Annotated in this window: 16 protein-coding genes; 6 read left to right on the forward strand and 10 right to left on the reverse strand. The window is 32.4% G+C overall.

Annotation, left to right across the window (positions count from 1 at the left end):
• Positions 1 to 61: 61 nt before the first annotated feature.
• The 3 genes from ACYIAQ_RS05725 to thiD all read right to left on the reverse strand — a co-directional run bounded on the left by ACYIAQ_RS05725 (position 62) and on the right by thiD (position 2,680).
• Positions 62 to 1,033: a LacI family DNA-binding transcriptional regulator gene (locus ACYIAQ_RS05725; protein ID WP_483562850.1), complete on the reverse strand. Its 972-nt coding sequence runs from the start codon at positions 1,031 to 1,033 to the stop codon at positions 62 to 64.
• A gap of 98 nt (positions 1,034 to 1,131) precedes the next feature.
• On the reverse strand, positions 1,132 to 1,803 hold the full coding sequence (locus ACYIAQ_RS05730; RefSeq protein WP_483562851.1) for a type 1 glutamine amidotransferase: 672 nt from the start codon (positions 1,801 to 1,803) through the stop codon (positions 1,132 to 1,134).
• A 64-nt stretch (positions 1,804 to 1,867) separates the two neighbouring features.
• Positions 1,868 to 2,680, reverse strand: coding sequence for a bifunctional hydroxymethylpyrimidine kinase/phosphomethylpyrimidine kinase (gene thiD / locus ACYIAQ_RS05735; protein ID WP_483562852.1), 813 nt, complete (start codon positions 2,678 to 2,680; stop codon positions 1,868 to 1,870).
• 142 nt (positions 2,681 to 2,822) lie between these two features.
• On the opposite strand from thiD, the gene glpK reads away from it, so the two are divergent.
• The 3 genes from glpK (at position 2,823) to ACYIAQ_RS05750 (ending at position 9,009) form a co-directional block, all read left to right on the forward strand.
• Positions 2,823 to 4,325, forward strand: a complete 1,503-nt coding sequence (gene glpK / locus ACYIAQ_RS05740) for a glycerol kinase GlpK (RefSeq protein WP_483562853.1) — start codon at positions 2,823 to 2,825, stop codon at positions 4,323 to 4,325.
• 33 nt (positions 4,326 to 4,358) lie between these two features.
• Positions 4,359 to 5,132, forward strand: coding sequence for a tyrosine-protein phosphatase (locus tag ACYIAQ_RS05745; RefSeq protein WP_483562854.1), 774 nt, complete (start codon positions 4,359 to 4,361; stop codon positions 5,130 to 5,132).
• 964 nt (positions 5,133 to 6,096) lie between these two features.
• Positions 6,097 to 9,009, forward strand: coding sequence for a MucBP domain-containing protein (locus ACYIAQ_RS05750; protein ID WP_483564041.1), 2,913 nt, complete (start codon positions 6,097 to 6,099; stop codon positions 9,007 to 9,009).
• A 788-nt stretch (positions 9,010 to 9,797) separates the two neighbouring features.
• Here ACYIAQ_RS05750 and ACYIAQ_RS05755 read toward each other — a convergent pair.
• A complete protein-coding gene (locus ACYIAQ_RS05755) occupies positions 9,798 to 10,733 on the reverse strand; it encodes a class A sortase (protein ID WP_483562856.1) in 936 nt (311 codons plus the stop codon).
• Positions 10,734 to 10,992: 259 nt separating this feature from the next.
• Here ACYIAQ_RS05755 and ACYIAQ_RS05760 point away from each other — a divergent pair, with 259 nt between their 5' ends.
• From ACYIAQ_RS05760 to ACYIAQ_RS05770, 3 genes are all read left to right on the forward strand, one after another.
• Positions 10,993 to 11,883 (forward strand): PRD domain-containing protein, encoded by an 891-nt coding sequence (locus ACYIAQ_RS05760; RefSeq protein WP_483562857.1) that lies wholly within the window; start codon positions 10,993 to 10,995, stop codon positions 11,881 to 11,883.
• Between the two features lie 127 nt (positions 11,884 to 12,010).
• Positions 12,011 to 13,969, forward strand: coding sequence for a beta-glucoside-specific PTS transporter subunit IIABC (locus ACYIAQ_RS05765; RefSeq protein ID WP_483562858.1), 1,959 nt, complete (start codon positions 12,011 to 12,013; stop codon positions 13,967 to 13,969).
• Positions 13,970 to 13,993: 24 nt separating this feature from the next.
• Positions 13,994 to 15,439, forward strand: coding sequence for a glycoside hydrolase family 1 protein (locus ACYIAQ_RS05770; protein WP_483562859.1), 1,446 nt, complete (start codon positions 13,994 to 13,996; stop codon positions 15,437 to 15,439).
• A gap of 395 nt (positions 15,440 to 15,834) precedes the next feature.
• Here the strand turns inward: ACYIAQ_RS05770 and ACYIAQ_RS05775 are convergent, their stop codons facing one another.
• From ACYIAQ_RS05775 to ACYIAQ_RS05800, 6 genes are all read right to left on the reverse strand, one after another.
• Positions 15,835 to 17,682, reverse strand: coding sequence for an ABC transporter ATP-binding protein (locus ACYIAQ_RS05775; RefSeq protein ID WP_483562860.1), 1,848 nt, complete (start codon positions 17,680 to 17,682; stop codon positions 15,835 to 15,837).
• The gene (locus ACYIAQ_RS05780; protein ID WP_483562861.1) at positions 17,679 to 19,472 is read right to left on the reverse strand and encodes an ATP-binding cassette domain-containing protein; all 1,794 of its coding nucleotides are present in this window, start codon (positions 19,470 to 19,472) and stop codon (positions 17,679 to 17,681) included. The genes ACYIAQ_RS05775 and ACYIAQ_RS05780 overlap by 4 nt, the downstream gene beginning before the upstream one ends.
• A 13-nt stretch (positions 19,473 to 19,485) precedes the next feature.
• Positions 19,486 to 20,712 (reverse strand): lanthionine synthetase LanC family protein, encoded by a 1,227-nt coding sequence (locus ACYIAQ_RS05785; protein WP_483562862.1) that lies wholly within the window; start codon positions 20,710 to 20,712, stop codon positions 19,486 to 19,488.
• On the reverse strand, positions 20,645 to 23,611 hold the full coding sequence (locus ACYIAQ_RS05790; protein ID WP_483562863.1) for a thiopeptide-type bacteriocin biosynthesis protein: 2,967 nt from the start codon (positions 23,609 to 23,611) through the stop codon (positions 20,645 to 20,647). Before ACYIAQ_RS05790 ends, ACYIAQ_RS05785 begins: the two co-directional genes overlap by 68 nt.
• Positions 23,612 to 24,423: 812 nt before the next feature.
• Entirely contained in the window at positions 24,424 to 24,582 is a 159-nt protein-coding gene (locus tag ACYIAQ_RS05795; RefSeq protein ID WP_483562874.1) for a hypothetical protein, read from the reverse strand.
• A 449-nt stretch (positions 24,583 to 25,031) separates the two neighbouring features.
• Positions 25,032 to 26,264 (reverse strand): MFS transporter, encoded by a 1,233-nt coding sequence (locus tag ACYIAQ_RS05800; RefSeq protein ID WP_483562864.1) that lies wholly within the window; start codon positions 26,262 to 26,264, stop codon positions 25,032 to 25,034.
• Between the last annotated feature and the right edge of the window lie 9 nt (positions 26,265 to 26,273).

A 26,273-nucleotide genomic window follows, 5' to 3' on the forward strand; every position in this document is an offset into this window, starting at 1 on the left:
AATTTTATTCAAATCATAACTAGATTTTAATACCTTACGCTAAATAAAGCAACCGCTTTCTTCATTCGTGAACAATATTGTTACAATAAATTGTTTTAAACCCAGAATTAACTGAATTAGTTAATCTTTCAATTATGAGTTTACCTGCTTTATTGCCAATTTGTTCAATAGGTTGCTCGATGGAACTAATTTCAGGATAAAAGATATCATTAACGAAGAAGTGATCATACACTAGAATTTTTAGTTTTTTATGATGAGGCTCTTGTCTATAAGCGCTAATTGCTCCGAGTGACATATAATAGTTAATGATGAATAAAGCATCCAACTTCGGTGTTGTTTTTACAAGTTCATTGTATCCTTGATAACCTGCCTCAATAGTATAATTGCCATGCCATATATAATTATTTCTAATAAGTATATTATTTTGCCGTAAAGCGTCCTCGTATCCTCTTTGTCTTTCATTTGAAATATAATTTTTAGAAGAACCAGTTATAATTCCGATATTTTTATAACCTTTTTTGATTAAATAATTAACCCCTATTTTTGATGATTCATAATTATTAACTATTACGGCATCGGAAGGAAGACCTTTAATTGGTGCATCAATAGCTATTATAGGAACTCTTTCTTTATATGCTTTTTTTAACATTGGAGTTACGTGATCTTGGTGAAAAACGATTATTGCATCAATTGATCTATTTAAAAGAAAGTTTATTTTTTTTTCAAATCTTTCTTTGTCATCATGGTAATCACAAACCATAATGCTATATCCATATTTTTCAACATATCTTTCAATTACGGAGATAATGGACATAGAAAAATAATCCGTTAATTGGTTAATTACTATTCCGATTGACATTGTTCGATTTTTTTTAAGCCCACTAGCAATAATATTCTTGTGGTAATTTAATTGTTCCATTGCATTTTTTATATTTTCAGACGTACTTTTTCTTTGCCTTTTTCCGTTTAAATAATTGGAAACAGATCCTAAAGATACACCTGCTAGAGCTGCAACATCTTTAGCAGTAACCATTATATTGTATAAATCCTCCTTTTTACTTAATATAATAAAAAAACCTCATTGCATAATAAGGTATAAATTTAACTATTATAATATGTTAAAAATTACATTTATTTGATTGCTAAACGTTCCTCATGCCAAGTTAGAATCATCTTTACAATTGCGTTGGCAATATTAAGGTTTTTTAATATTGGTCCATGAGAATATGTACCAATGAAATTGCGATATCGTAAACCCTCAACATGATCTTGTGGATTATTACCATATCCTTCAATCATCTTACCTAAGGGATGTAATTTGTTTTGATCATCAAAATAAGTTTGACCAGAATGGTTTTCAAATGCTATAACTTCGCCCCACTCACTCATATAACGAGTGTCGCCAATCATCCGTTTGTCGGATTTGAATATCGTATGGAAAGGAAGGATATCAAGACCCTTGATTGTAATTCCACTATTTGTTTTGTAGTATGTGCCAATAAGTTGATAGCCTCCGCAAACACCTAACATGGGATGACCAGCATTAATATAAGCGGTTAGAGTTTCTTTATGTCGGGGCAAATCCTTAGCAACTACGGTCTGCTCAAAATCTTGTCCACCCCCAAAAAAGATAAAGTCATAATCAAAGGCATTAAATTCATCGCCTAGAGAAATATTTGTTATCTGGGTATTATAATTTTGCTTTTGGAATAAGAAACTAAGAATTTTAACATCACCAGAGTCGCCATATGTATTCATTAGGTCTTCATATAAGTAAGCAATTTTGATTGTTTTGTCTGCCATGGTTTTTTTACCTCTACTTCTTGGTTAAAGTATATCTTAAAGGTAGAATGTGAGCAAAAGATAATTATTCAACATCTTGTTGAGCTGCAAAATGATTAATTGGACCATATTTTGAGCCCACTTCAATTGGATGTGCAATTGCCTCATAAGTGAAGTCTTTGGCAATTTTAACACTATCGATAATTGATTTACCCTTTGCTAGTTCTGCTGTAATAACAGCGGATAAGGTATCTCCTGTTCCGTTGATTCTATCAGTATTAATATAGGGCTTAGTAAATTCATAAAATTTATTATCTGAAGCCAATAGAATATCTGTAACATCACTTTGAGCAGAATTGTCATGTCGCCCTTTCATGAGTACATTCTTAGCTCCCATGTTTTTGAGTATTTTTGCACCCTGATAGATTTCATCCTTGTTTATTAAGGCTAATCCGGTTAGCTTCTGTTGTTCATAAAAGTTTGGTGTAATAATATCTGCTAGTGGCATTAGTTCTTCTAGAAATGCTTGATAGGCATTGTCGTCAAGAAGAGTATCACCGTGCTTTGTCATAATTACAGGATCAAGAACAATTTTCCCCATATCATAGCGATACAAATTTTTGGCAACGCAAGTAATTATTTCCTTAGTTGCTAACATACCAGTTTTTAATGCGGCAATTTTAAAATCATCGTTAAGGATGTCAAATTGTTTTTGAATGAAGGATACTGGCATTATTTCTTGTGCATAGATTCCAGTTGTATTGCCAGCTACTGCCGCTGTTAGGAGCCCCATGCCATAAACTCCGCGAGCATAAAATGAATGTAAATCTGCGGTCATTCCTGCACTACCGTCACTATCGTTTCCAGCAATTGTTAAGGTAATTATTTCTTTTTTCATAATTTTGTTATCCTCTTTTTAATCAAAGCTTGATGCTCACAGTATAACTTAAAAAATAGATCCCATGCTATAATTATTTCTTGTAAAAGTGGGCTTAGGTAGTAAAATTATAGTAAATCGCTTTCTTAAGAAAGGACAATTTATGGCAAAAAATTACATTATGGCAATTGATGAGGGTACTACTTCGACACGGGCGATGATTATAGACCATCAAGGTCATAAGATTGCTTCTTCGCAAACGGAATTTCCGCAGTATTTTCCTCAACCTGGATGGGTTGAGCACAAGGCTGAAGAGATTTGGCATGCAGTACAAACGACAATTGCTAATGCGATTATCAATTCCGGAATTCGTCCTGAACAAATTAAAGGTATTGGAATCACCAACCAAAGAGAAACTACAGTTATTTGGGATAAAAAAACTGGTAAACCTATTTATAATGCAATTGTATGGCAATCACGGCAGACAACCGAATTAGCCGAAAATTTAAAAAATAATGGCTATAGTCAAATGATTCATAAAAAAACAGGATTAATCATTGATCCTTATTTTAGTGCAACTAAAATAAGGTGGATCTTGGATCATGTAAACGGGGCACAGGAACGCGCTGAACAAGGTGACTTGTTGTTTGGAACTATTGATAGCTGGTTGTTGTGGAAGTTGACTGATGGCACAGTTCATGTAACGGACTATACTAATGCTTCTAGAACAATGCTATTTAATATTCATGATTTACAATGGGATGATGATATTTTGAATTTGCTTAATATCCCTAAAGAAATGCTTCCCGAAGTCAAATCAAATTCTGAAATTTATGGTTATACCAAGTCTTATACTTTTTTTGGTGAGAAAGTTCCAATATGTGGAATTGCAGGCGATCAACAAGCGGCTTTAGTTGGACAGCTGGCATTGAGAAAGGGTATGGTAAAAAACACCTATGGAACAGGTTCATTTATTGTAATGAATACAGGTGAGCAGCCAACCGAATCAGATAATAATTTACTTACAACCATTGCATATGGACTTGATGGTAAAATAACATATGCACTTGAAGGATCGATTTTTGTTTCTGGTAGTGCCATTCAATGGTTACGAGATTCAATGAAAATGATTAAAACGGCAGCAGAGTCGGAGAAAGCGGCTAGTTTATCAAAATCTGAAAATGAGGTTTATGTTGTTCCAGCATTTACAGGACTTGGCGCCCCGTACTGGGATTCAGAAGCTCGAGGCGCTGTATTTGGAGTTACACGTGGAACAAATAGAAATGATTTTATCAAGGCCACGCTCCAATCGTTAGCTTATCAAACTAGAGATGTAGTTGATACAATGCAACTTGATTCTGGAATTCAAATTCCTACCTTGCGTGTCGATGGCGGGGCATCAAATAATGATTATTTATTGCAATTTCAAGCAAACCTTTTAGGAATAAAAATTGAGCGGTCGCAAATGTTGGAAACGACTGCTTTAGGGGCGGCTTTTTTAGCTGGTCTTGCCGTGGGTTATTGGAAAGATGTTGATGAGCTTAAAGATATTTTTGTTGTCGGTAAAACATTTGAAACCCAAATGGATGACAGCGAACGAAACCGTTTATACCAAGGCTGGAAAAGAGCCGTTAAGGCGACGCAGATTTTTGCTCATGATGAATGAATTTGATACTTGAGTTAAGAAAGTGTGAGTTAATTGGTACATGATCGAATTATTAAATTGGATGGGCCGTTGAATTTTAGAGATGTTGGCGGCTATCAAAATGAAAATGGCCAAAAAGTTAAATGGAATAAAATTTATAGGTCTGATTCGCTTAGTTCATTGACTACAACTGATCAAACTAAATTAGTTCAATTACGAATTGCAGTTGATTGCGATTTGCGTTCCCAGTACGAGAAAAAATCTGCTCCAGATGTACATTGGTCAAATGTTAAATACGTTGATGTGCCAATATATGATGAAAATGAGTCAGGAAGTCAGAGTAACCACCACATTTATCGCTTTCTTCATCACATTCCCAATTTGAATAATAATTTTATTGGTCGAATTTATCAGCAAACATTGCTTAATTCACATAGTCGGGAGATGTTTGCTCAAATATTTACCGAGTTATTGAAATTAAAGCCAGATCAGGCATTGGTCTACCATTGCAGTGCAGGTAAAGACCGAACGGGAATGGTCTCAGCATTAATTTTGATGGCCTTAGGAGTTGGCGACGATACAATTGCTCGCGATTATTTATTAACCAATAAACTCTATGACTTTGCTGTTTCGCGTCAATTGCCCAGCAATGATGAAATTACACAGATGGTCGCCAAGATGAATGTTACTAAGGGTGAAGGTATTGCTATTCGCGGTATTACTGAAACTATTCGTGGTGGCTGGGGCGATTTTGCTACTTTCTTTGAAAAGGAATTAGGATTTAATAGTGCTGATCTGACTCAGTTAAGACAAATGTATTTAGAATAATGATATCTTTTTATGAAAGATAACAAAAGTTTAGGCGTTTATAATTCAGATGAATTCATTGTAAATATTTTGGTAGTCGAATCTTATTAAAATGAGAGGAACAATGTTTATCTACCAGATTGCTTTTTGCTATAGCATGCTTACCACAATCTTGTTAGATAATTCATTTCTTATTCAGTCTAATGTATATTATGGGAAATTATCATTAGCACTGGAATAGTGGCAGACATTAACAAAGATATGACCGTTGTTAGTGTGATGACTAAGCATAGTAGACATAATAATCAAGTTTTAAGATTACATGATGGACCTTAGTTTTAACTTAATGAAGCAAATTAAAAGAAAATCAGTAAAAATGAGGTCATGATCTTAAACATTGAGCGACAATTTAAAACAATAAACAATTTCTGATGTGAATCTGAAAAGTGGAATCAACAATTTTTTAATGTAAAGGAAAACTTATGTTTCTTTTTATCATAATGTGGCGGTAAATTGTTAGCTTAAAGAAACTACAAATAATGAATCTTTCTTTTAAACCAGATAAATGTTATTACAATAGTAATTTTAATCTATTTAGTTAACGTAAATAATTTAAAAATAAAATAACTTATTAAAGTATCTATAATCTTTTTTAAAAATTTACTTGTATAATATATAATTTTGTTATAAATAATATATTGTATTTTGCATTATAATATTATGATTTTATAGTAATATAAATAGCAAATATTTTGTTTATTTTCCTAACTTATGGGCATGTAAAGAAAAAATAATTTAAAACAATTTTGCAGTATTTATAAAAACCATTTACTTACGGCAAACTGTTAAAATAAATAACACTGTAATAAATAATTGAATTGTTTATATTTATGGAATTAAAACCGTTTGACACGTAACATAATCATTTTTATAATGAAGAAAAATATATCTATACTAACTTTAATTAAATAAGATTAGTAAACCGATGGTTATTAGAAATGGTCAAATTATGAAAAATGAACAAACAGTTATTATAAAACAATTTTCGCATTTAGGTAAAGTTAACGTTAGTATTGCCGGTGCTGTTTTAAGCGCTGCTTTATTTCTAGCTAATCCCAATGTTAAGGAAATAAAAGCGGATACGGTTACCGATAAAGAAAGCCAAGTCAATGATCATAAAGTTATAGATAATCACGAATCCAGTCAAAATCAAAATAATCAGGTTGTTAAGGTAAAATTGATTGCAGATCAGATTACTACTAATTCTGGCAATAAAGAATCTACTGCTCAACGATTAAGTCAAACTGAACAATCTAAGCAACAACCTCAATTAAACGACAAAAAAGATCACACAAAAATTAGCAGTCAAAGTGAGGAGCCGAGTAATAATACTTGGAATGGTCTAAAAGTAACTTATAATGATCAAACAAAAGCATTAACTATTAATAAAGGTGGAAGTATAACTGATCCTAATCCAATTGCTTCCAATATACCACACTATCAAGATATTGAATCTATCAATATTGCTGATAAAATAAAAATTTGGGGCAAAGCAAATAATTTGTTTGCTAATCTACCAAATTTGAAATCAATTAAAAATCTAGACAACTTAGATACATCACAAGTTACTCATATGACTGGAATGTTTGCTAATGATTCCTCTCTTCAATCTCTTGATTTAAGTTCTCTTGATACCAGCAATTGTGGGGCAATGGATCGGATGTTCAGTAATGATGCTAATCTGACCACACTTGCTTTAAATAAATTTAATACAAGTAAAGTTAAGTACATGCAGTATATGTTTGACGGTGATAGTAGTTTAACTAAATTAGATTTAAGCAACTTTAAAGCTATCGAAACAATTGATTCAAGTTATATGTTTAGAAATTGTGCTAATTTAACAAATCTTACTTTTGAAGATTTCGGTGGTGAAAAGATTGTCTATTTTATGCATATGTTTGATGGTTGTACTAAATTATCTGAATTAGACTTGAGTAGCTTTAAAAGCAAGGTTGCATCCGATACTAGCTATATGTTTAGAAATTGTGCTAATTTAACTAACTTAAAAACTCCCGACATTAACACTAGTCAAGTTGTGTATATGAATTCAATGTTTGAAAATTGTGGAAAACTAGAAAAATTAGACTTGAGCACTTTTAACACAACCTCAGCACTAAGTATGAGTTCTATGTTCCGCAATAATCTCAGTTTAAAATATTTAAACCTTAGTAGTTTTTCAATGCATCAAGTTATTTATAAAGAGAATATGCTTAGTGGACTTAAAAATTTAGCTGTTTTTGTTCTAGGCAAAGATTCCGTTATTTCAGGAACCGGTTTAGATACACCAAAAGATTGGATTCGTGTCAAAGGCGGTACTATACAACATCCTAAAGGTACAATTAAAATATCCTCTACTAATCTAGCAGCTAACTATAATGGTGAAACAGATGCTGATACCTATGTACATAATAATTTACAATCGTTATATAAGGCAACAATTAATTACATCGATCTAGATAATAATAATTCAGTACTTGAAGCAGATAAAGTAGATATTGTATCCGGAACTATAATTCAATATAAAGAAAAATACAACCAGATCGTCAATTCTTTAATTTCTAAAGGATATGTACTAAATTCCTCAAAATCAAATTTACCTTTAAATAATGAGCAAAATATTTCAATTCCTGAGAATGTAACTGGTGACATTACTTATACTGTTGCCTTTAACCATCGAGAAGCTCCTAAACAAGGGAAAGCTGTTACAATTCATTATCAAGATACAACTGGGAATGATTTAATTCAGCCAATTATAATTAATGGTAAAATTGGTGATCCATATACAAGTCAAGAAAAAAAGTTTTCAGATTATCAGTTAAAAGAAGTTAAAGGTAATAAAACTGGTACAATTAGCGACACCGCGCAAAATATTTATTATATTTATGAAAAAATCACCAAGCCAGCTCCTAATCCTTCAATTCCTACTTCCTCTAAGGCAACAATTAATTACATCGATCTAGATAATAATAATTCAGTACTTGAAGCAGATAAAGTAGATATTGTATCCGGAACTATAATTCAATATAAAGAAAAATACAACCAGATCGTCAATTCTTTAATTTCTAAAGGATATGTACTAAATTCCTCAAAATCAAATTTACCTTTAAATAATGAGCAAAATATTTCAATTCCTGAGAATGTAACTGGTGACATTACTTATACTGTTGCCTTTAATCATCGAGAAGCCCCTAAACAAGGGAAAGCTGTTACAATTCATTATCAAGATACAACTGGGAATGATTTAATTCAGCCAATTATAATTAATGGTAAAATTGGTGATCCATATACAAGTCAAGAAAAAAAGTTTTCAGATTATCAGTTAAAAGAAGTTAAAGGTAATAAAACCGGTACAATTAGCGACACCGCACAAAATATTTATTATATTTATGAAAAAATCACCAAGCCAGCTCCTAATCCCTTACAACCTAGTCATAAAAGTCCTATGTCGCCAAATAAATCTGATTTAAATCAGTCAACGGCGCCTGAGAACCGTCACAGTCATCAAACAGAACCAAGTCATGAACAAAAGCAATTGATACTGCCAAATAAGCATCGTCGCAATCTGTCAATATGGGAAAAGCGTGAGCAACAACAATCATCGGAAAAATCAAAGCAAGACCTAGCTAATGCAAGTAACCACCAATTGGTCACAATCCCACGCTTAATGAGCAACAAGTTAACAGTTCCACCGGTTGATAAAGTAAATAAAAATTCAATGCTACCGCAAACGGGCAGCAACCAAAAAGAAAAAAACTTGTTTACTTTCAGTGGAATCTTTGCTTTATTAATAACACTAATAGGTGGTTTAGGATTTAAACGCAAGAAAAAACAAGATTAATTCATAAATGCTGATCTACAGATACAATTAATCAAGTTAGCCTTTTTAATAAGTTACTTATAAACTTAAATAGTTTCTTTTCATGTCAGTTCTTAAATTTGTTTGATTATTAAAAAATATTGCTGATAGTTAAACTGATGTTTAATTAGGGCTCTGTGATAAAACCTGTTGATAGATATTCCTATGATATCCAATCAATAGGTTTTTTATTTGGATAAAAAAGACATAAGCTTTTCTTTATATTTAAAAATTTGTTAATATCACTCTTCAGATTAATATTGGAAATTACATACGTCTTTTAGTGATTGTATTAAATTGTCTCTCAATATTGCGAATTTTGATCACATTTTTACTGATTTTTCTTTTGAGTTGTTTATTATTGGCTACAATTTAATTAATTTTTTATAAGTATAAAATATAAGATTGCAATTAAAATTAATAGCTAATTATGGTTTTCGACTGTTAATTTTTTATCAATAATTAATAAATTAAAGGTAGTTCATGACTATCTACTGAATCACGTCAAATGTAAAAGTAATAGTATTTATTATTCTTTTTTGTACAACAATAAACCGTGATATTGATTTGGAGTGTTAAATCCATAATAATTTTAAATACCATGTTATTTTGCTTGAAAAATTAGATTATCTAATATATAGACTATTATGAATCGATTGTTTGATAGTCTTAATTCATAGATTATAGCCATTACTATTAATTTCGAGCTTAGAATATTGTGGCGTGATGATCTTAGGGGTAAGCATACTTAATGATAAAAATTTAGTCGATTACCAAATTTTTATAAGTAACCAACTAATGATAATTAGAAAAATAATATTGAATGTGATAATTGAAATTTTAATAAAGGACTGGTTTTGATAGAACTTGGGTTGAGCAGCTGCTCGAGGACAGCTTTTATGAATGACTTTTTTATTTGTTAAAATTAACTTGTTTTGGGCACTATAGGCCTTATTCTTAGATTTAATTAGCTCAGCGATCCTTAGATTGGTTATACTAGCGCTGGCTTGACCGACCAGTTTTCCCTGAACTACCGTTCGATTAGCACCATAGCCGTATTTTGATGTATTAAAATCAGAACAAGTTATTAATGTGATCATTGGTTTGTTTCTGACATTATTTTCTACTTCAATTTGGTTAGGTTTGATTTCTACAGAAATCTTTTTTATGCGATAAAGATAGATGTTGCGTAAATCTGTGATATAAACAAGATCACCTGGTTTAGTTAAGTGCAGATTATCTAGAACCGCTGCATTGGCTGAACCCATATAATGTCCGGCAAGAACATAATTATTATTCCCTCCCATGGATCGATTAGGAAGGCAAGTAACGACACCATATGATAAATTTTGATTGTTTTTGCCATATCCAGCAAATAGCGGCACATGAATATTAACAGCAGGAATTGAAACCTGCCCAATACTATATGCCTTTTGAGACTGTGATTTAATTAGCTTAACGGTACTAACAGATTCAGTTTTACTGGCATCATAAGTAGTCTTATGCTGTTGATTCTTGCGGATTTTTTGGGCTGTTAGATTGGAGCTAGCTTTTTCGGAATTATTTTTGATAAGATATGCATTACCAATTCCAGAGCCAAAAAATACTAATGTGATACCCAAATAAAAGAGCATCCCCAAGAATAAAACAATAATTGAATTTAAAAAGCGTTGTTTTAACGAATAATTTTGTGTCTTCGTGGTCATTAAAGTAAACCTTTTTTCTATTTGGTGGGAACAAAAAGTAGTAATTAATATTAAAATATATATTTTGCTTAAGTACAAATATTTATAACTAAATAAATGCTGATGAAAAATACGTAAATAAGTATTGAAATCGCTTTAACAATGATGTATAATTTTATAAGTAAATAAGTGTGTTACTGATTCGATCAGGCATGAACCTATGAACAACAAGTTTTTTGTGCTGCTCATAGGTTTTTTTATTGGGACAGGAGTATGCTGAGTGAAATTTCGTAAAAATTTTAACAATAACGCTGCTTTGGTGTCGGATAAATCTGGTGTCGATTGGGTAGTAATTGGCAATGGAATTGGCTTTGGCAAAAAACCGGGTGATGCCATTGACGAAGAAAAAATTACTCGTCGTTTTGTTGCGGTTGAGAAAAATATCAAAATGATTGATAATATCAAAGATATTGATCAACGAACCTTGTCTTTAACTTCTATTGTTACTGATCTAGTTTCAAAGCGACTGCAAGTAAAGTTTTCTGATTATCAGTATATGGTTTTAGCTGATCATATTGATTTTATGCTTAAAAGAACTGATGAAAGATTTGAATTGGGGCCAGACACATTAAGTTGGGAAATGAATAAGCTCTTTCCTAAAGAGTATAGTGTTGCTAAAGATGCATTAAAGCTGATAGAACAAAAAACAAATCTAGCTTTTCCACAATCGGAAGCAGTTTATCTAACTTATCACTTCATTAATGCGGGTTCTAGTCAAACCAAGTTGCAGGACACTGTAAAAATTACCAAACTGATCCGTGGAGTAGTTGAGATAATCGAATATCAGTATGGCATGCAGCTTGATACCGAATCCTTTAATTTCAGTCGGTTTATGACTCATTTGCGTTTATTTATGGTACGGCATCTTTATCCAATTGGTGATGAAAATACTGGTAGTGAACTTGATCAGTCTTTGCTTGAATTAATGAAAGTTAAGTACAATAAAGCATATGAGACAGTTTTAAAGATCGGCACTTATTTATCAAATCAAGCTGGTTGGAAATTGCAACCTGATGATGAGGTTTATTTAACGCTTCATGTTTGGCGAGTTACTCATCGACAAAGTAACAAGCAAGCCAAAAATTCAGGTCAAGGTCCAATCAAAAATTAATCAAAGTTTGAACGGTGTGTTACTGTTTACAGGCATTAACCCGAGAACATAAAGAAAATTCTATTGTTGTCTTAACAAGGAGTCTTCTTTGAGTTCGCGGGTTTTTATTTTTTAGATGGAGGAAGATATGGCTTACGAAGAATTAAGTCGAGAAATTATCGCCAACGTTGGTGGTAAGGATAATGTTGCCAGCGTGGTGCATTGTACGACACGTTTGCGTTTCAAATTGAAAGATGAGAAAAAGGCAAATGACGAAAAGATGAAAGCGACTGATGGAGTACTTTCATTAGTTAAATCTGGTGGTCAATATCAAGTTGTTATTGGCAATAACGTTGCTGATGTCTACGATACTTTAATTAAAGTTGGTGGCTTTAGCGATGGTGGCACAGTTAGTGATGATTATGTTGATAACAGCAACATGAGTTTAGCTGATAGATTTATTGATTTAATCTCTGGCATTTTCAATCCAATCTTAGGACCTCTATGTGCAGCTGGAATGATTAAGGGCTTTAATGCTATGTTTCTATCTTTTGGCTGGGTTGCAGCTAATTCAGGAACATACATTATTTTAAATGCAATTGGCGATAGTTTATTCTATTTCTTACCTGTTATTTTGGGGATTTCTGCTGCTAAGAAGTTTGGCATCAATGAATACTTAGGAGCGACAATTGGCGCGGCACTTTGTTATCCAACAATTGTGACCATGGCAAGTAGTAAGACGGCTCTATTTACTGTTTTTAAGGGTACAATTTTACAAGCTCCCGTTCACATGACTTTCTTAGGTATACCTGTAATTTCGATGAATTATACTTCATCAGTTATTCCGATTATTTTATCAATTTGGTTTGCTTCGAAAGTTCAAAAATTGGCTAAGAAGATTATTCCCGATGTTGTTAAAACTTTCTTAGTACCATTTGTCGTTTTATTGATTACAATTCCAATTACTTTTTTAATTATTGGACCGGTGGCTACGTGGCTTGGTAATGCAATTGCAGCTATAGTTAGTGCGCTTTACAACTTTAGTCCACTGTTAGCTGGTATTTTAATGGGTGCTTTCTGGCAAGTCTTTGTGATTTTTGGTGTCCACTGGGGCTTTGTTGCGGTGATGATGACCAATATTGCCGCTATGGGATATGATCCGATTTTAGGATTATCTTTAGCTGCTTCATTTGCGCAAACCGGTGTTGTTTTAGCAATTATTTTCCAAACTAAGAATGAAAAAACTCGTAGTATTGCGATTCCTGCTTTTGTTTCTGGTATTTTTGGTGTAACTGAGCCAGCAATTTACGGAGTTACTTTATCGCGTAAAAGACCATTTATCCTTAGTTGTATAGCTTCTGCTATTGGTGGTGGAATGATTGGTTTCTTCGGTACCAAAGTTTACTTAATGGCTGGTATGGGCATTTTCTCAATTCCTGATGCAATTGGGAAAAATGGTGTTGATGGTCGAGTTTACGGCTTAATGATTGCCATGGCCGTTGCGACAGTTCTTGGTTTCATTTTACAAATGTTGTTTGGTAAAAGTAGCGTTGATGAACCACTTGTTGGTGCAACAACTTCTGCTGTCGCTGGTACTCAAGCACCGACTAATGAAAATGCAGCAACAACCAAAACAGCTGTAGTAACATATAATGAGGCAGAAAAGCTGGTTGCTCCATTAACAGGTCAAGTATTGCCGCTATCTGAAGTTAAAGATGAAGTTTTTGCTAGCGGATCAATGGGTAAAGGTGTAGCGATTGAACCAGCAGAAGGTAAAGTTTGTGCGCCATTTGATTGTCAAGTTATGATGGTATTCCCAACCGGGCACGCTATTGGTCTTAAATCAGCTACTGGTGCTGAAGTAATGATTCATATTGGAATGGATACAGTTGAATTAGATGGCAAAGGCTTTACAGTATTAGTTAAGAAGGATCAAACTGTTAAGGCAGGTGAACCTTTAATTGAATTTGATATAGCAGCAATTAAAGAAGCTGGATTCACGGTTACAACACCAATTGTTGTTACAAATTCAAATAATTATCATGATGTAAAGGTACTTGCTAGTGGCGATGTTAACTTCGGCGATGCATTGCTTGATCTAGAATAAGCGGTTAATGAAAGGAGATTTGCTATGGATACTAATAATTTTCCTAAAAACTTTTTATGGGGTGGCGCAACTGCTGCTAACCAACTTGAAGGAGCATATCAAGAAGGTGGTAAGGGGTTATCATTACCTGATGTTTTACCAGGTGGAAAAGATCGAATGAAGATTATTGCTTCTCCTGATTTTGATTTTTCGATTGATCCTAAGCGGGTTTATCCAAACCACGTCGGGATTGATCATTATCATCATTTTAAAGAAGATATTGCTTTATTTGCAGAGATGGGCTTTAAATGCTATCGTTTTTCGATTGCTTGGTCTCGAATTTTTCCCAATGGTGACGAAAAACAACCTAATGAGGATGGTCTTAAGTTTTATGATGCAGTAATTGATGAGTGCTTAAAGAACCATATTGAACCAGTAATTACTATTTCACATTACGAATTACCACTAAACCTCATTAAGCAATATGGTGGCTGGAAGAACAAAAAATTAATTGAGTTCTTTGAACGCTTTGCGCAAACTGTTTTGACTCGTTATAAAGATAAAGTTAAATACTGGATGACTTTTAATGAAATTAATAGTGCTGCACATTTTCCAATTATGAGCCAAGGATTAACTGTAAGTAATGGCGCCCAAGATAAAAAGAATATTTATCAAGCTTGGCACAATCAATTTGTTGCCAGTTCAAAGGCAGTTAAGATAGGTCATGAATTAAATCCTGCTATGAAGATTGGTTGTATGATTCTGTATGCAACAACTTACAGCTATGATTCAAATCCTAAGAACCAATTAGCAACCTTACAGGACAATCAAGCTAATAATTTCTTCTGTGCTGATGTTCAAGTTCGAGGACATTATCCAGCTTATACTAAGAGCTTACTAGCTCGGCAGGGCGTCAAGCTATCCGATCTTGATTATACAGATGAAGAACTCGATTTATTAGCTAAATATCCGGTTGATTATATTGGCTTCAGTTATTACATGTCATCCGTTGTTGATGTAACTCATGAAAACCAAGAAACGGCTAACGGCAACTTAATGGGTGGCGTCAAGAACCCATTCTTAAAATCAAGTGATTGGGGCTGGCAAATTGATCCAACTGGTTTAAGAATTGCGCTCAACCAATTATCTGATCGCTATGAAAAGCCACTATTTATTGTTGAAAATGGTTTAGGAGCAGTTGACGAGCCCGATAAAAATCATTATGTAGTTGATGATTATCGGATTGACTATTTGCGCCAACATATTGAGGCAATTTCTGAAGCAATTGATGATGGAGCTGATGTGATGGGATATACGCCATGGGGCTGTATTGACTTAGTCAGTGCCTCAACAGGTGAAATGTCCAAACGTTATGGCTTTATCTATGTTGATGAGGATGATGAAGGTAAGGGAACTTTCAACCGTTTCAAGAAGAAATCATTTGACTGGTATAAACAAGTGATTTCAACTAATGGGGCAGATTTAAGCTAAAATTTATAAATAATAAAAACGCATTTTCTTAATTTGGGTGTGAACCTCAAAATTAGGACAGATTTTTAAACTTTAACCTAGGACTAGTTTCCGATATTTTATCGGAGCTAGTTCTTTTTCTACTCAAAGTTAAGTATATCAAATAGTTATATAGTACTTCAGGCCGAAGAAGAACAGAGGAAAATTAAAGAATAACAAAAATAAGGCGCATATAAAGGCGGTACTCGTCTTTATATGCGCTTGATTCTCCTAATCCACAAAAAAGATTAGTCTATAACTTCCCCATTTTTCATTTTAACTGCACCGATTTCACAAATTGTAAGAAGAGTTAGTATTTCAAGAATACAAGTCTATCATATTAAAAAATTATTCGATTAACCAATAAATCCTACCACTCACTTTGTTTGCAACTTTTCTTTTTTAATAAAGAATTCGGCTTGAGCGCTATACATCTCGTAGTATAAGCCATGCTTAGCCATTAAGGATTGATGCTGTCCTGATTCAAGAACTTTTCCTTGTTTTAAAACATAAATCTGATCACTTGCACGAGTTGAACTCATGCGGTGCGAAATAAAGAGGGCAGTTTTTCCATGGGTAAGTAGATCAAACTGATCAAATACTTCTGCTTCCGAAATAGGATCAAGTGCTGCTGTTGGCTCGTCCAAAACATAAAATTGACTGTCACGATACACTGCTCGAGCAATAGCAATCTTTTGTTGTTCACCACCTGAAAAGTTTATACCATTTGCATTTAAAGTATTGGAAACTGATGTTTCAATTCCTAAAGGTAATTGTTCAAGGCGCTTTTTTAATCCAGCTTCTACTAAAGCTGACACAGCTTTAGCTTTGTCTTTCTTAACACCAACTGAAAGTACATCTGCCAGTGAATCCGCACCTAAAAAGAAGTGCTGAAAAACTACCGCAAAAAAGTGTTGGTAATCGTCAAGAAGAATTTTGTTAATATTTTGTCCATTTAACAAAATTTTTCCACTAGTTGGTTTAATTAAGCGAAGTAGTAATTTGACTAATGTAGTTTTACCACTACCGTTAGGGCCAACTAAAGCCGTTCTGGTATTACTCTTAAAAGTTAAGCAGACATCATTTAATGCCGGCTTTTCTTGTCCAGGGTAGCAATAAGAAACGTGATCAAATTTAATCTCAAAGTATTGACCCGTAATTAATGGTTTAGTCTTAGTCAGCCCTGTCTTTATAATACCCATCGACATAAACTTATGGTACTGTTCCATCGTTTTAAAAGAAGCCATACGATTACCCCAGGAGCTAAATAGCCTGCCAAGACTAGCAATTAATAATTGTAAAGTTCCAACTGCTGCAATCAGACTAGCAATATTCAAGGCCTTGCTTCTTAAAATGAATAATCCAAACACAACGTACATTAGACCAATTATAAGATTAGTCAACAGATCCGAAAACAAATAAACGCTTAATGCCTTATTTTGAATTTTTTCATCAATGCTAACTCCAGCGATAACTTGTTCTTCAGCTTTATTAAGATAACTGTTAGTAGGATCAAATAAGCGCAAAAGCTTATTAATGCTGATATCTTTAAAGGCATAGTCGAAGTAGTAAGACAATAGACGGTTAAATTTTGTATTAACTTCAAAAAATTGTTGAAAAATCTTACCAGATAGTTTGCCCGCCTTGCTTGATACAAATAATGGTAAAATTACTGCCAAGGCTAACCCTAAGACAAGCCAAAATTTTTCAAACGGTTGAGTCAACTGTTGCCAACATTTCACCAACACTAACATAACAACCGAACCCGAAGTAAATAGAGTAACAATGAAACTAGTAAAATCTTTGACCACGTTCTGAATAAAGGCCTGAAACCCACCAGTAAATTGAAATCCAGACTCAATGTCACTATAAAGTTGACGAAAATTAGCATCCATAAAAGTTTCATAGTCAACTTCTACTAAATGCTTAGAAATTTCCGTTTGCGCGCGAAAGTTCAGTAGCCTACTTTGCCTATCAGTTGCTTCGCTAAGACAATTTGACACCAAATTAATTAAGAACTGTCCAACTAAAAAAAATATGCCAACAGTTAATGCTTGAATAATTTCCCCTGCTAACAAAGTTTGCACTTCGAAGGCAACCATAAAGACCTGCAGAATATTAGCACTACTAGTAACAATTGCCTGAGCTATCTGTAAAGTTAAGATATGTGGTGATAAACTATTGCTCTCCTTCAAAAGCTGTTTGATTTTGCCCCACTCTTTCATACCTTGCCTCCTTCTTGATAGTATTTGGCTTGACTTTGATAAAGGTTATAATATGCTGCGTTATTTTTTAATAAGACCTTATGTTTCCCCAACCCAGCAATTTGTCCGTTTTCCATAAAGCAGACACGATCACTAGCAGCTGTTGAAGCTAAACGGTGCGAAATAAAAATCGTAGTTTTTCCGCGCATTAATTTCGCAATTTGTTCATACAAACTCTTTTCACTAAGTGCATCCAAAGCTGCAGTTGGCTCATCTAAAATCATCATCGGCGCTGACTTATACAATGCTCGAGCCAGCATTAAACTTTCTAGTTCACCACCCGAAAAGTTTTGCCCATTATCACACACATATTTAGTTAAAGGTGTTTCTAATCCTTTTTCTAGCTGTTTAACTTTAGCTGATAATCCCACTAGTTTAAGTTCATTTTCTGCTCTTACTGGATTTGCTATTGCTTTAACAGATAAGTTATGTAAAATATCTGTTGCCAAAACTGTATTTTCCTGAAACATGGCTGAAAAAAGTCCTAATTGCTGCTGGGTACTCAACTGACTGCTGTCAATTTCTCCAAAATAAATTTTACCCGAAGTTGGTTTTAAATATCCCATTAGTAGCATCATCAAGGTTGTTTTACCAGCTCCATTACGGCCAACAAAAGCAAGATGCTCATGAGCTCTAATTTCTAAGCTAAGGTCTTTAATAATAAGTTTACTTGCTTCATAGCCAAAACATACATGGTCAAACTTAATGTTAAGCTCAATAGGCAACATTAACTCAGTTGTTTTTTTCTCAGAAATTACCGTTTTCACACTATCAAAGTAACTGCGACCAACATTCAGATCACTATTAGCCGAACGTAAATTTAATTGACTTTGCCAATTACTTTTAATTACTATCTCAATACTCGCAATTAAACTAAAATAAAAAGTAAACTGGCTAACATTCAATTTTCCTTGCTTAATAGCTAAAAGTAACAAGCAAAAGCTTAATCCAAACCGAACAAAACCAATCAATTGAATTAGATTTTCAGTTTTAACTTTTACATGCGAAATTGCACGCTCACTTGCTTCAATTTTCTTCTGCAAGACACTTATTTTTTGCTCAATTACAGGCGCCATGTGATAAAGACGAATATCATCACTAGCATTTTCATCAAAGCTAATTTTAGTATAGTATTGATACTTAAGCTGCTCGCGATCTATTTGTCCACGCATGGCACGCCGCTTGATTGTAAATTGCTTCAATAGATAATCTGACATTCCTATACTTAACCAAATTAAGATCAACACTAACCAGCTAACTTTAACTGTCAAAAGCGAGACAATAATTAAGGTTAGTAAAGTTGAAACAAAACTACTTAATGCTGGAATAAAAATGCCAACGCCAGTTGTTTCATTTGAAAAAGCATATTGTGTGCTAGTAAAGCGTTCCTGCTGCTTTTCATGAGATAAACTATCAGCAAAATCCTGTGTTAAATATAATTCGGCATCTTTTACAGCCAATCTCATACTTAGCTTTGTATTCTCCCAAAACATCTTTCGATCATACCAACCAGAAAGCCAACTTAAGAATCCGATAATTAAACTTACTATAACTAATAGCAACAATTTGGTTTGTAGTTGATATCTGCTACTAAAAGTCCACACTACCACTGCTGGCAGTGCTGAAGTTAATAAAGTAAGCAATAAATTGATGAAGCTTGCAACTAATGGCCATGAAATCAAGTTGAACTTTTCTTTACCCATAAAGTTGGTAAGCCAGCGTAAGTTATCTAAAACACTATTTTTTTTCATTTACTTAACCCTTTTATAGCAAAAAAATATTATTCCAATTTGAAATTTCTTCATTAAGACAAGATAGTAATTCTAAAAAGATACCACTGCAGCCGTTAAGAAGACCTAAATCAATAAAATATTTTTTTTCATTAAATACAGACCCTCTAAAATAAGAATCATATTCACGGTATCCAAATTCCTTTTTACTGTCATAATCTTTTAATAGTTTACTCAGCAACAGGTGCTTTATATGTTTAACATCCACTTGCTTATCTTTATAATTAAGCCTATTTATAATTGCTAGTAAGCCAGTTAAGCCATGACAAAAAGTATCTGATAATAAGTAAGTTGACTCCAAACTTTTTAGATGATCAATATTTTTAAAAACTTTAATTCCTAGATTAAAAGATATATAATTATTAGTTATCTTAGATGTTTCTAATAATGCGTACGAAATACCTGGTGCCCCATAGCACCAACTCAATCTTCTTGGTTCAGATTTATTAAAAGTATCATTTTTATTGAAATTAATAGTATCATTCCAAAAATCAGTATCAGAATTACTTCTATCTTTTCGCAATTCAAATGTTTTTAGATATATATTCTCAATTTTTCTAAGACTACTTAAAGTTGCATCCTTTGTTTTTTTGTCCTCTATAAGACCCCAAGCTCGAGATAAAGCTAAAGCAATTCCAGCTAATCCATGCACTAATCCTAAATTAGATATATCAGTTTGAAAGTAAACAAATTGATTAAGAAACCTAACCAATTTATTTGTTAAACAGATATCTTTTATATGAGTTGTATACACAAGCATACCCGTAATTCCTTGAATTAAATCATAATTTTTTAGATTGACTCTTGACGTATTTTTTTTCAAAAACTCATTAACTAGTCTAGTATAATTATTTCTACAGCTTTCATTCAAATACTCATAAGTAGTATCTCCTTTTATGGCCAATTGTAAGGCGTAAAAAGCACCCGATAGTCCATATATTAAAGAAAGATTGACTGATTTTTGATGGTTCAATTCTTTAATAAGTTTAACCGAATATTTTTCTATTAGTTCACTATTATCAGATAGAAAATACTTATCAAAATAAACTAAAAATATAATTATTGAAGGATAATTATCCAAGAAAATGCCATTTTTACCTTCTAAGCCACTATCATTACAATTAATCACATCATCATATATTTTTATATCTTTTAAGTACTTCTGAGTCATTTTTTCTATTTTTCTTTTTATAGTAGTCATTTTTCTTTTTTATTTCTTCTATAATTTTAAACAATAAAAAACATGTTTTAATTTCGTTATCCCTTGTAAGCAAAATTCTATTACAGTGCAAATGAATCAATGATCTCAATATTTGATAAATAGTTTGGTGATTTATTTCAAGTAGCAATTGATTTAATCCAATCTCTGCTTTAGGGAATTTTACCAAGTTTATTTTAAATAAATTTGGTAATTCAGTTAAGGAAATTTTACCTTTAATCGGATAAATATACTTTCTTAATATGTTTTTGGTATATTCTTTATATTCTTCATTATTGCCTTCTGTATTAAAACATTTAAGAACATTAAAAATTATATTTATATCATTAATACCCAAACTTTCAATCAACTTAACAATCGATAAGCATGCTTCAGCAATTGAATTGTTGTTATCTCTGAGCAAATAAATAGAGCACATACTATCATAGGAAAATACTTTTTCTATAGAATTATAGTAAGCTGGGCCTCCATATCGTTCATACTCTTTTTCATAACTATCATAAGAAAAAGAAGAAATGTAAAACTCTGAAATTAATTTAGAAAATACGGTTTCAAGATATTGTCTCAGGATTTCTACATCCGAATGTTTGATTACATGTAATCTAACTCTAACTTCATAATCACCATTTTCTTTGTAAACTAGATAATAACAAGACGAAACCTTTTCTTTTATATGTAAAAAAATTTCATATATATTTTCAGTTATGACTTCTCTAGCAAAATAAATTGGCAAAGTTACCTTACAATAAATCCAATTACTAGCCGGAGTTATCATCCTATGTTTCTGATTCTTTATTGATTGTTCTAAAAAGAAATACTCTGTTTGCTTTAAAGAAATAGATTTTTCAACTTTATTCTTTACAAGGAATACATATTCTCTAGGTATGTCTCCTTGCAATAACTTCTCCGTTAATGTAACAGTCTTGGAATTAGAAAGCTTTAATATATATTGCAAGTCGTGTTTATTAGCTACATTAATTAAAAGTCGTTCATCACCATCTTGAAGTAATACATATTGAGGACAATTCCACTTTTTTAAAAAGGTCTGTAATTCCTTTACATTATTAAATTGCTTTTTATTAATGTTCCATCTCTCAGGCAATATAACTGCAGATTTATAGGTTGCTCTGGGTAACATAGGAACATCTTGTATAGCGTTTAGCTCATTGATAACAGAAAAAACATTACTTTTATTTTGAAAAGAAACTTCTAACAAAAACCTAGTTATTGGTGAAAATAAATTTGGTTTATGAAAATTTATCATAGACTTAGTAGTAAAACAAAGTTTGTGCATATCTTTTTTTGAGTAAAAAGCAAAAAAATATTTTCCATTTTTCTCTTCAACCCCTACATAAATATCATCTAATTTTATTGATCCATTTTCTGGAAAGTCTATACTTAAATTTTTTTCTGTATTTTTACCTTTATAACTAATATCATAAAAATTTGATTTTTGTGGCAATTCGATAATTTGGTATATATCTTTATCTACGGAATTAACTATGTTAAAAATATAGTTAAATCTTCCCCAAGATTTTAATTGTTCATCAGATCCTGTATTGGGTATAATATATAACTTTTTCCCAGGAATTGTATTAACTGGTTCTGTATAGATTTCAAAATTTAATGGTAATATATATGACACGCTTTTTTGATTTTTTTCAAGAAAAATATTATTAGTTAGATCCACATTTTCTTTTCCATTAAATGCTGCATTAACAAGTAAGTCTCTTAGTTGTTCATACAATTCAAATTGTTTAATAAAATCCCGATCCGGTGTTTCTTTCGGGGAACCTAATCCAATAACAGGATTTACCAAGTCTCGTAATAAAACTTTTCTCTCTATACCATATTTTTCCACGAATTTATTCAAATACTTTTTTAGTGACAAAGTATATTTGGGGGCTAAAGCTGTCTTATTCAAGAATTCTCCAATATCTTTAGAACTTCTATATAACTCTTTATCGATTTTAATTGGATTTCTGTCTACATAATCCACAAAAATATATTTGTGTGCATGGCATATTGTTGACATTAAATAATTAAGTGATTTTAACGTATCTTCTCCTGATCCGATATTCTTTTTTGAATATTCTCCTAACAGATTACGTATTCTTTTTAGCATAATAGTAAGTTCATCAAGAGAACGTTCATTTTGTGTAATCGAAATTATTTTGTTCAAATACTTATTACTATCATTTTCTTTTGGTCGAATATTTGATATAAGAATTTGATTTTTAACAAGTAACTTTAAAAAATCACTAAACTCTCTTCTGGAAAATCCAGGATATTTTTTTAAAAGCAAATCTACAAGTAACGTGATTTTAATTGGCACCTGTGCATTTTTACTTATAATACTTATTAATTTACTTTTAGAAATTATCTCTCTTATGGATTTTGTTTTTCCCCATGACCCTTTTATATCTATAATTAACTTAGGCAATCGACAATCAATTAATGAATTCCAATTAACGATTAACGTAGGAAATATTGTCTTATTTAATTCTAATATTGATCCTAGTTTTAATAGCCATTCCATAGTAGGAGACACATATTTTACTAGATCACCAGTATCATTAGTTTTAACATGCTCAGATACACTTTTATAGCCTTTGGTAACTGATGAAAACAGACCGTAAGGTGTGGCTCTTGAAAGTACTCTTTTTTGATAAAGTGAAATAGCTTTATTTACTTTCATTTTTTCTTTATTAGTAAGGTCGTCAGCCTTTTCTATCATTTTTAATAATGACGGGCTGGCTACTTCAATCGCTTCCAAAAAATTTGAATTATTCTTAATATTATCTATAGAAATTTTTTTGTCAGATATTTTTAATATATTTTTTGTGGATTGCCTAACCTGAACTAAATTGCTAATTTCCATATTTTACTCCAAAAAAAAGTAGATAATCAAAAAATGACCTCTACTTTAACATTAATGTTATCAGACTATTTATCATGTAGTTTGATTACTATTACCATTACAGCATCCTGTTGAAGTAACCCCATATACATCGTCTTCTGATGATACCAAGGTCAAAGATTCTATATTTAAGTTAAGTATATCTTTTTTCATAAAACACACCTCCTTTCAAATAAACGATTCTTCTTACTGATAAAAATGATACTATTATTTAAAATAAATGTCAATTTTAATATTTAATTAAGTTTATACGAATATAAAAATTGGGAAACATAAAAAAATATAGCAAAATGTTTTCATTACTTGCTATATATATCGCTATAATAGAATTTTGTTTATTTCTAGACTTTCATTTTTTGTTATTATGTTTAAAATTACAGTTTATTACAAAAGCCTTGATATAAAGTATTTAATGCAATATATACTATTACAACAAGAGAACAAGTTAATATAGCAACTAATGTTTCATCTTGCTGAAAAATCTGATTATTTGCACTTTCTGTTGCGACTATTACAGAAATGAAGGACAGTATTAAAGCTGTATTAGGAATTACATCAATTCTGGTTTGATCACTATTATTTTTTAACAAATCAAAATTTTTTGAATTATTTTTTTAGTCAATTAGTTGGGTAATTACTTCTTTATTCTCGGAGACTTTTTGCTTGGCAAACCTACTATTCCCAAGGCAGATAATCCCTATAAGCCATATAATTATATTAGCGTCATTTTCAGAAAATTCTGATTGAATTGAAATCAGGCCGATAAATTTTGTCTAGTTCACGCTCAAATAACTCATCGGGGCATGATAAGCTAATATTCTTCTTTGTAAGCCATTGCACCATTCTTCTATTTCTAAAATTTCAAGAGCAGTATAGTTCTTAATTGCTTTATCTTTTTGGTGAGTATTAATATTAGAATGTAATTGGTCCATGGAACCTCTTGATGAATGTTGTGTTGGTAATTACATTCTAACAGAAAGAGCAATGGGCCTTTTATATAAAATAGCAAGATTTAGTCTTGGTGTTCAATTTGATTATATAATCTCCTATTTTATCTTGTTTTGATAATTTGGACATATAAAAACCCCGAAATTAATTTGTCTTAATTTCGGGGTTCACATCATTTTGAGAAAATGCGTTTTTTGAATTTTGATATTGAGTAGTAAATTTTGTTTAAGCGTAATGGTTTTTAGCCATACCTACAAGCTAATGTTTTAATTTTGGGGCAGTTATCAAAAAATATTTGAGAGCATAATAATTAATGAAGTTAAGCTTACTATTTAAGAAAGTATAATTATGTTGTGCTGAAACCCTTTGCTACTATGATTTCTTTGTTCAATAATGTTTTGCTGGTTTTCAAAGAGTTAATTGCAAGTATTATTTAATTATTTCTCTTAAAACTAAAGAAAATGATTAAGATAAAGTTAATCGCCAACATTAATCCAGTTGTCCAAAAGACAGTTGCATAATTGAATACACCGGAAATTGCGGAACCCATTAATGAGCCAAAAACAGAACCGACGGCTTGAAAAGATTGATTATAGCTAAAAATGCGACCAAAGCTCTCAGGTGGCGTATTTAGAGTTAAGACTGTTTGTGCGGCTGGAAGCATTGCTGCACTGGCAATTCCAAGAAGGAAACGTAATCCCGCTAATATCCACGGTGAGTGGGTGAGCGCCATCGGTACAAAAAGAATTGCGCCAACACTCAAACCTACGCGTAAAATTTTGAGTGGTCCAATTTCGTCCATTTTGTGACCGATTTTGGAAGCAGCAAGCAAGGTTCCAAGTCCTGGCGTGGCGGCAACCACACCGGCAACAAAGGCAATATTTTTACTATTAGGCATCATAGACTTAACATACAGCGATACGATTGGATCGATTGACATATTAGCTGCTTGAACCAATAATGTTGTCAGAAACATTGCTACAATTAATTTGACGTGAGGAAGCGTATGCATGATTTCTTTCATTGGTTTCATTTCTTCACGTGAAATTGGTGTAAATTCTTCGTTAACCAGAAATGTAGAGCCTAAGAAGACTAGCAACATCAAGAATCCGGTGATAAAAAAGGGAATCCGATAGCCCCAGGCCCCACCAAGCCAATTACCAAAAAAGTTGGATAAAAGGCCACCTAAAAGTGGGCCAACTAAGTTGCCAGCGGTACCTGCGGTCATCATCTGACTCATGACCCAACCACTTTTTTGATGTGGGGTTTCTCCCGCAATCAGTGCCGTTGCATTATTGATATAACCTGAAAAGGCACCTTGAATGAATCGCATAACGATGATATAAATTGCATTAGGTGCAAATCCGGTGGCGGTAATTGTTAGAGCCATTACCCCAGAAGCTCGCATACACATTAATTTGCGTCCCTTGCGGTCAGCTAAATTTCCCCAATAAGGTGAAACTATTGCCTGGGCAATAAAAGTCATTGCAAAAGCCAGTCCGGAATAAAGGCTAACTTGCAATTGAGAGTAATGCCCAAGGTCTGCAATAAATAATGAAATAAATGGCATCGTCATTGAATAACCCATGCCTGTAATAAAACAACCTAACCATAAAGTATAAAAAGCTTTGTGCCAGCCAGCTGGCAGTGTATTGGAACGTGCCAAAATGTCCTC

Source organism: Lactobacillus sp. X-49 (assembly GCF_057063645.1).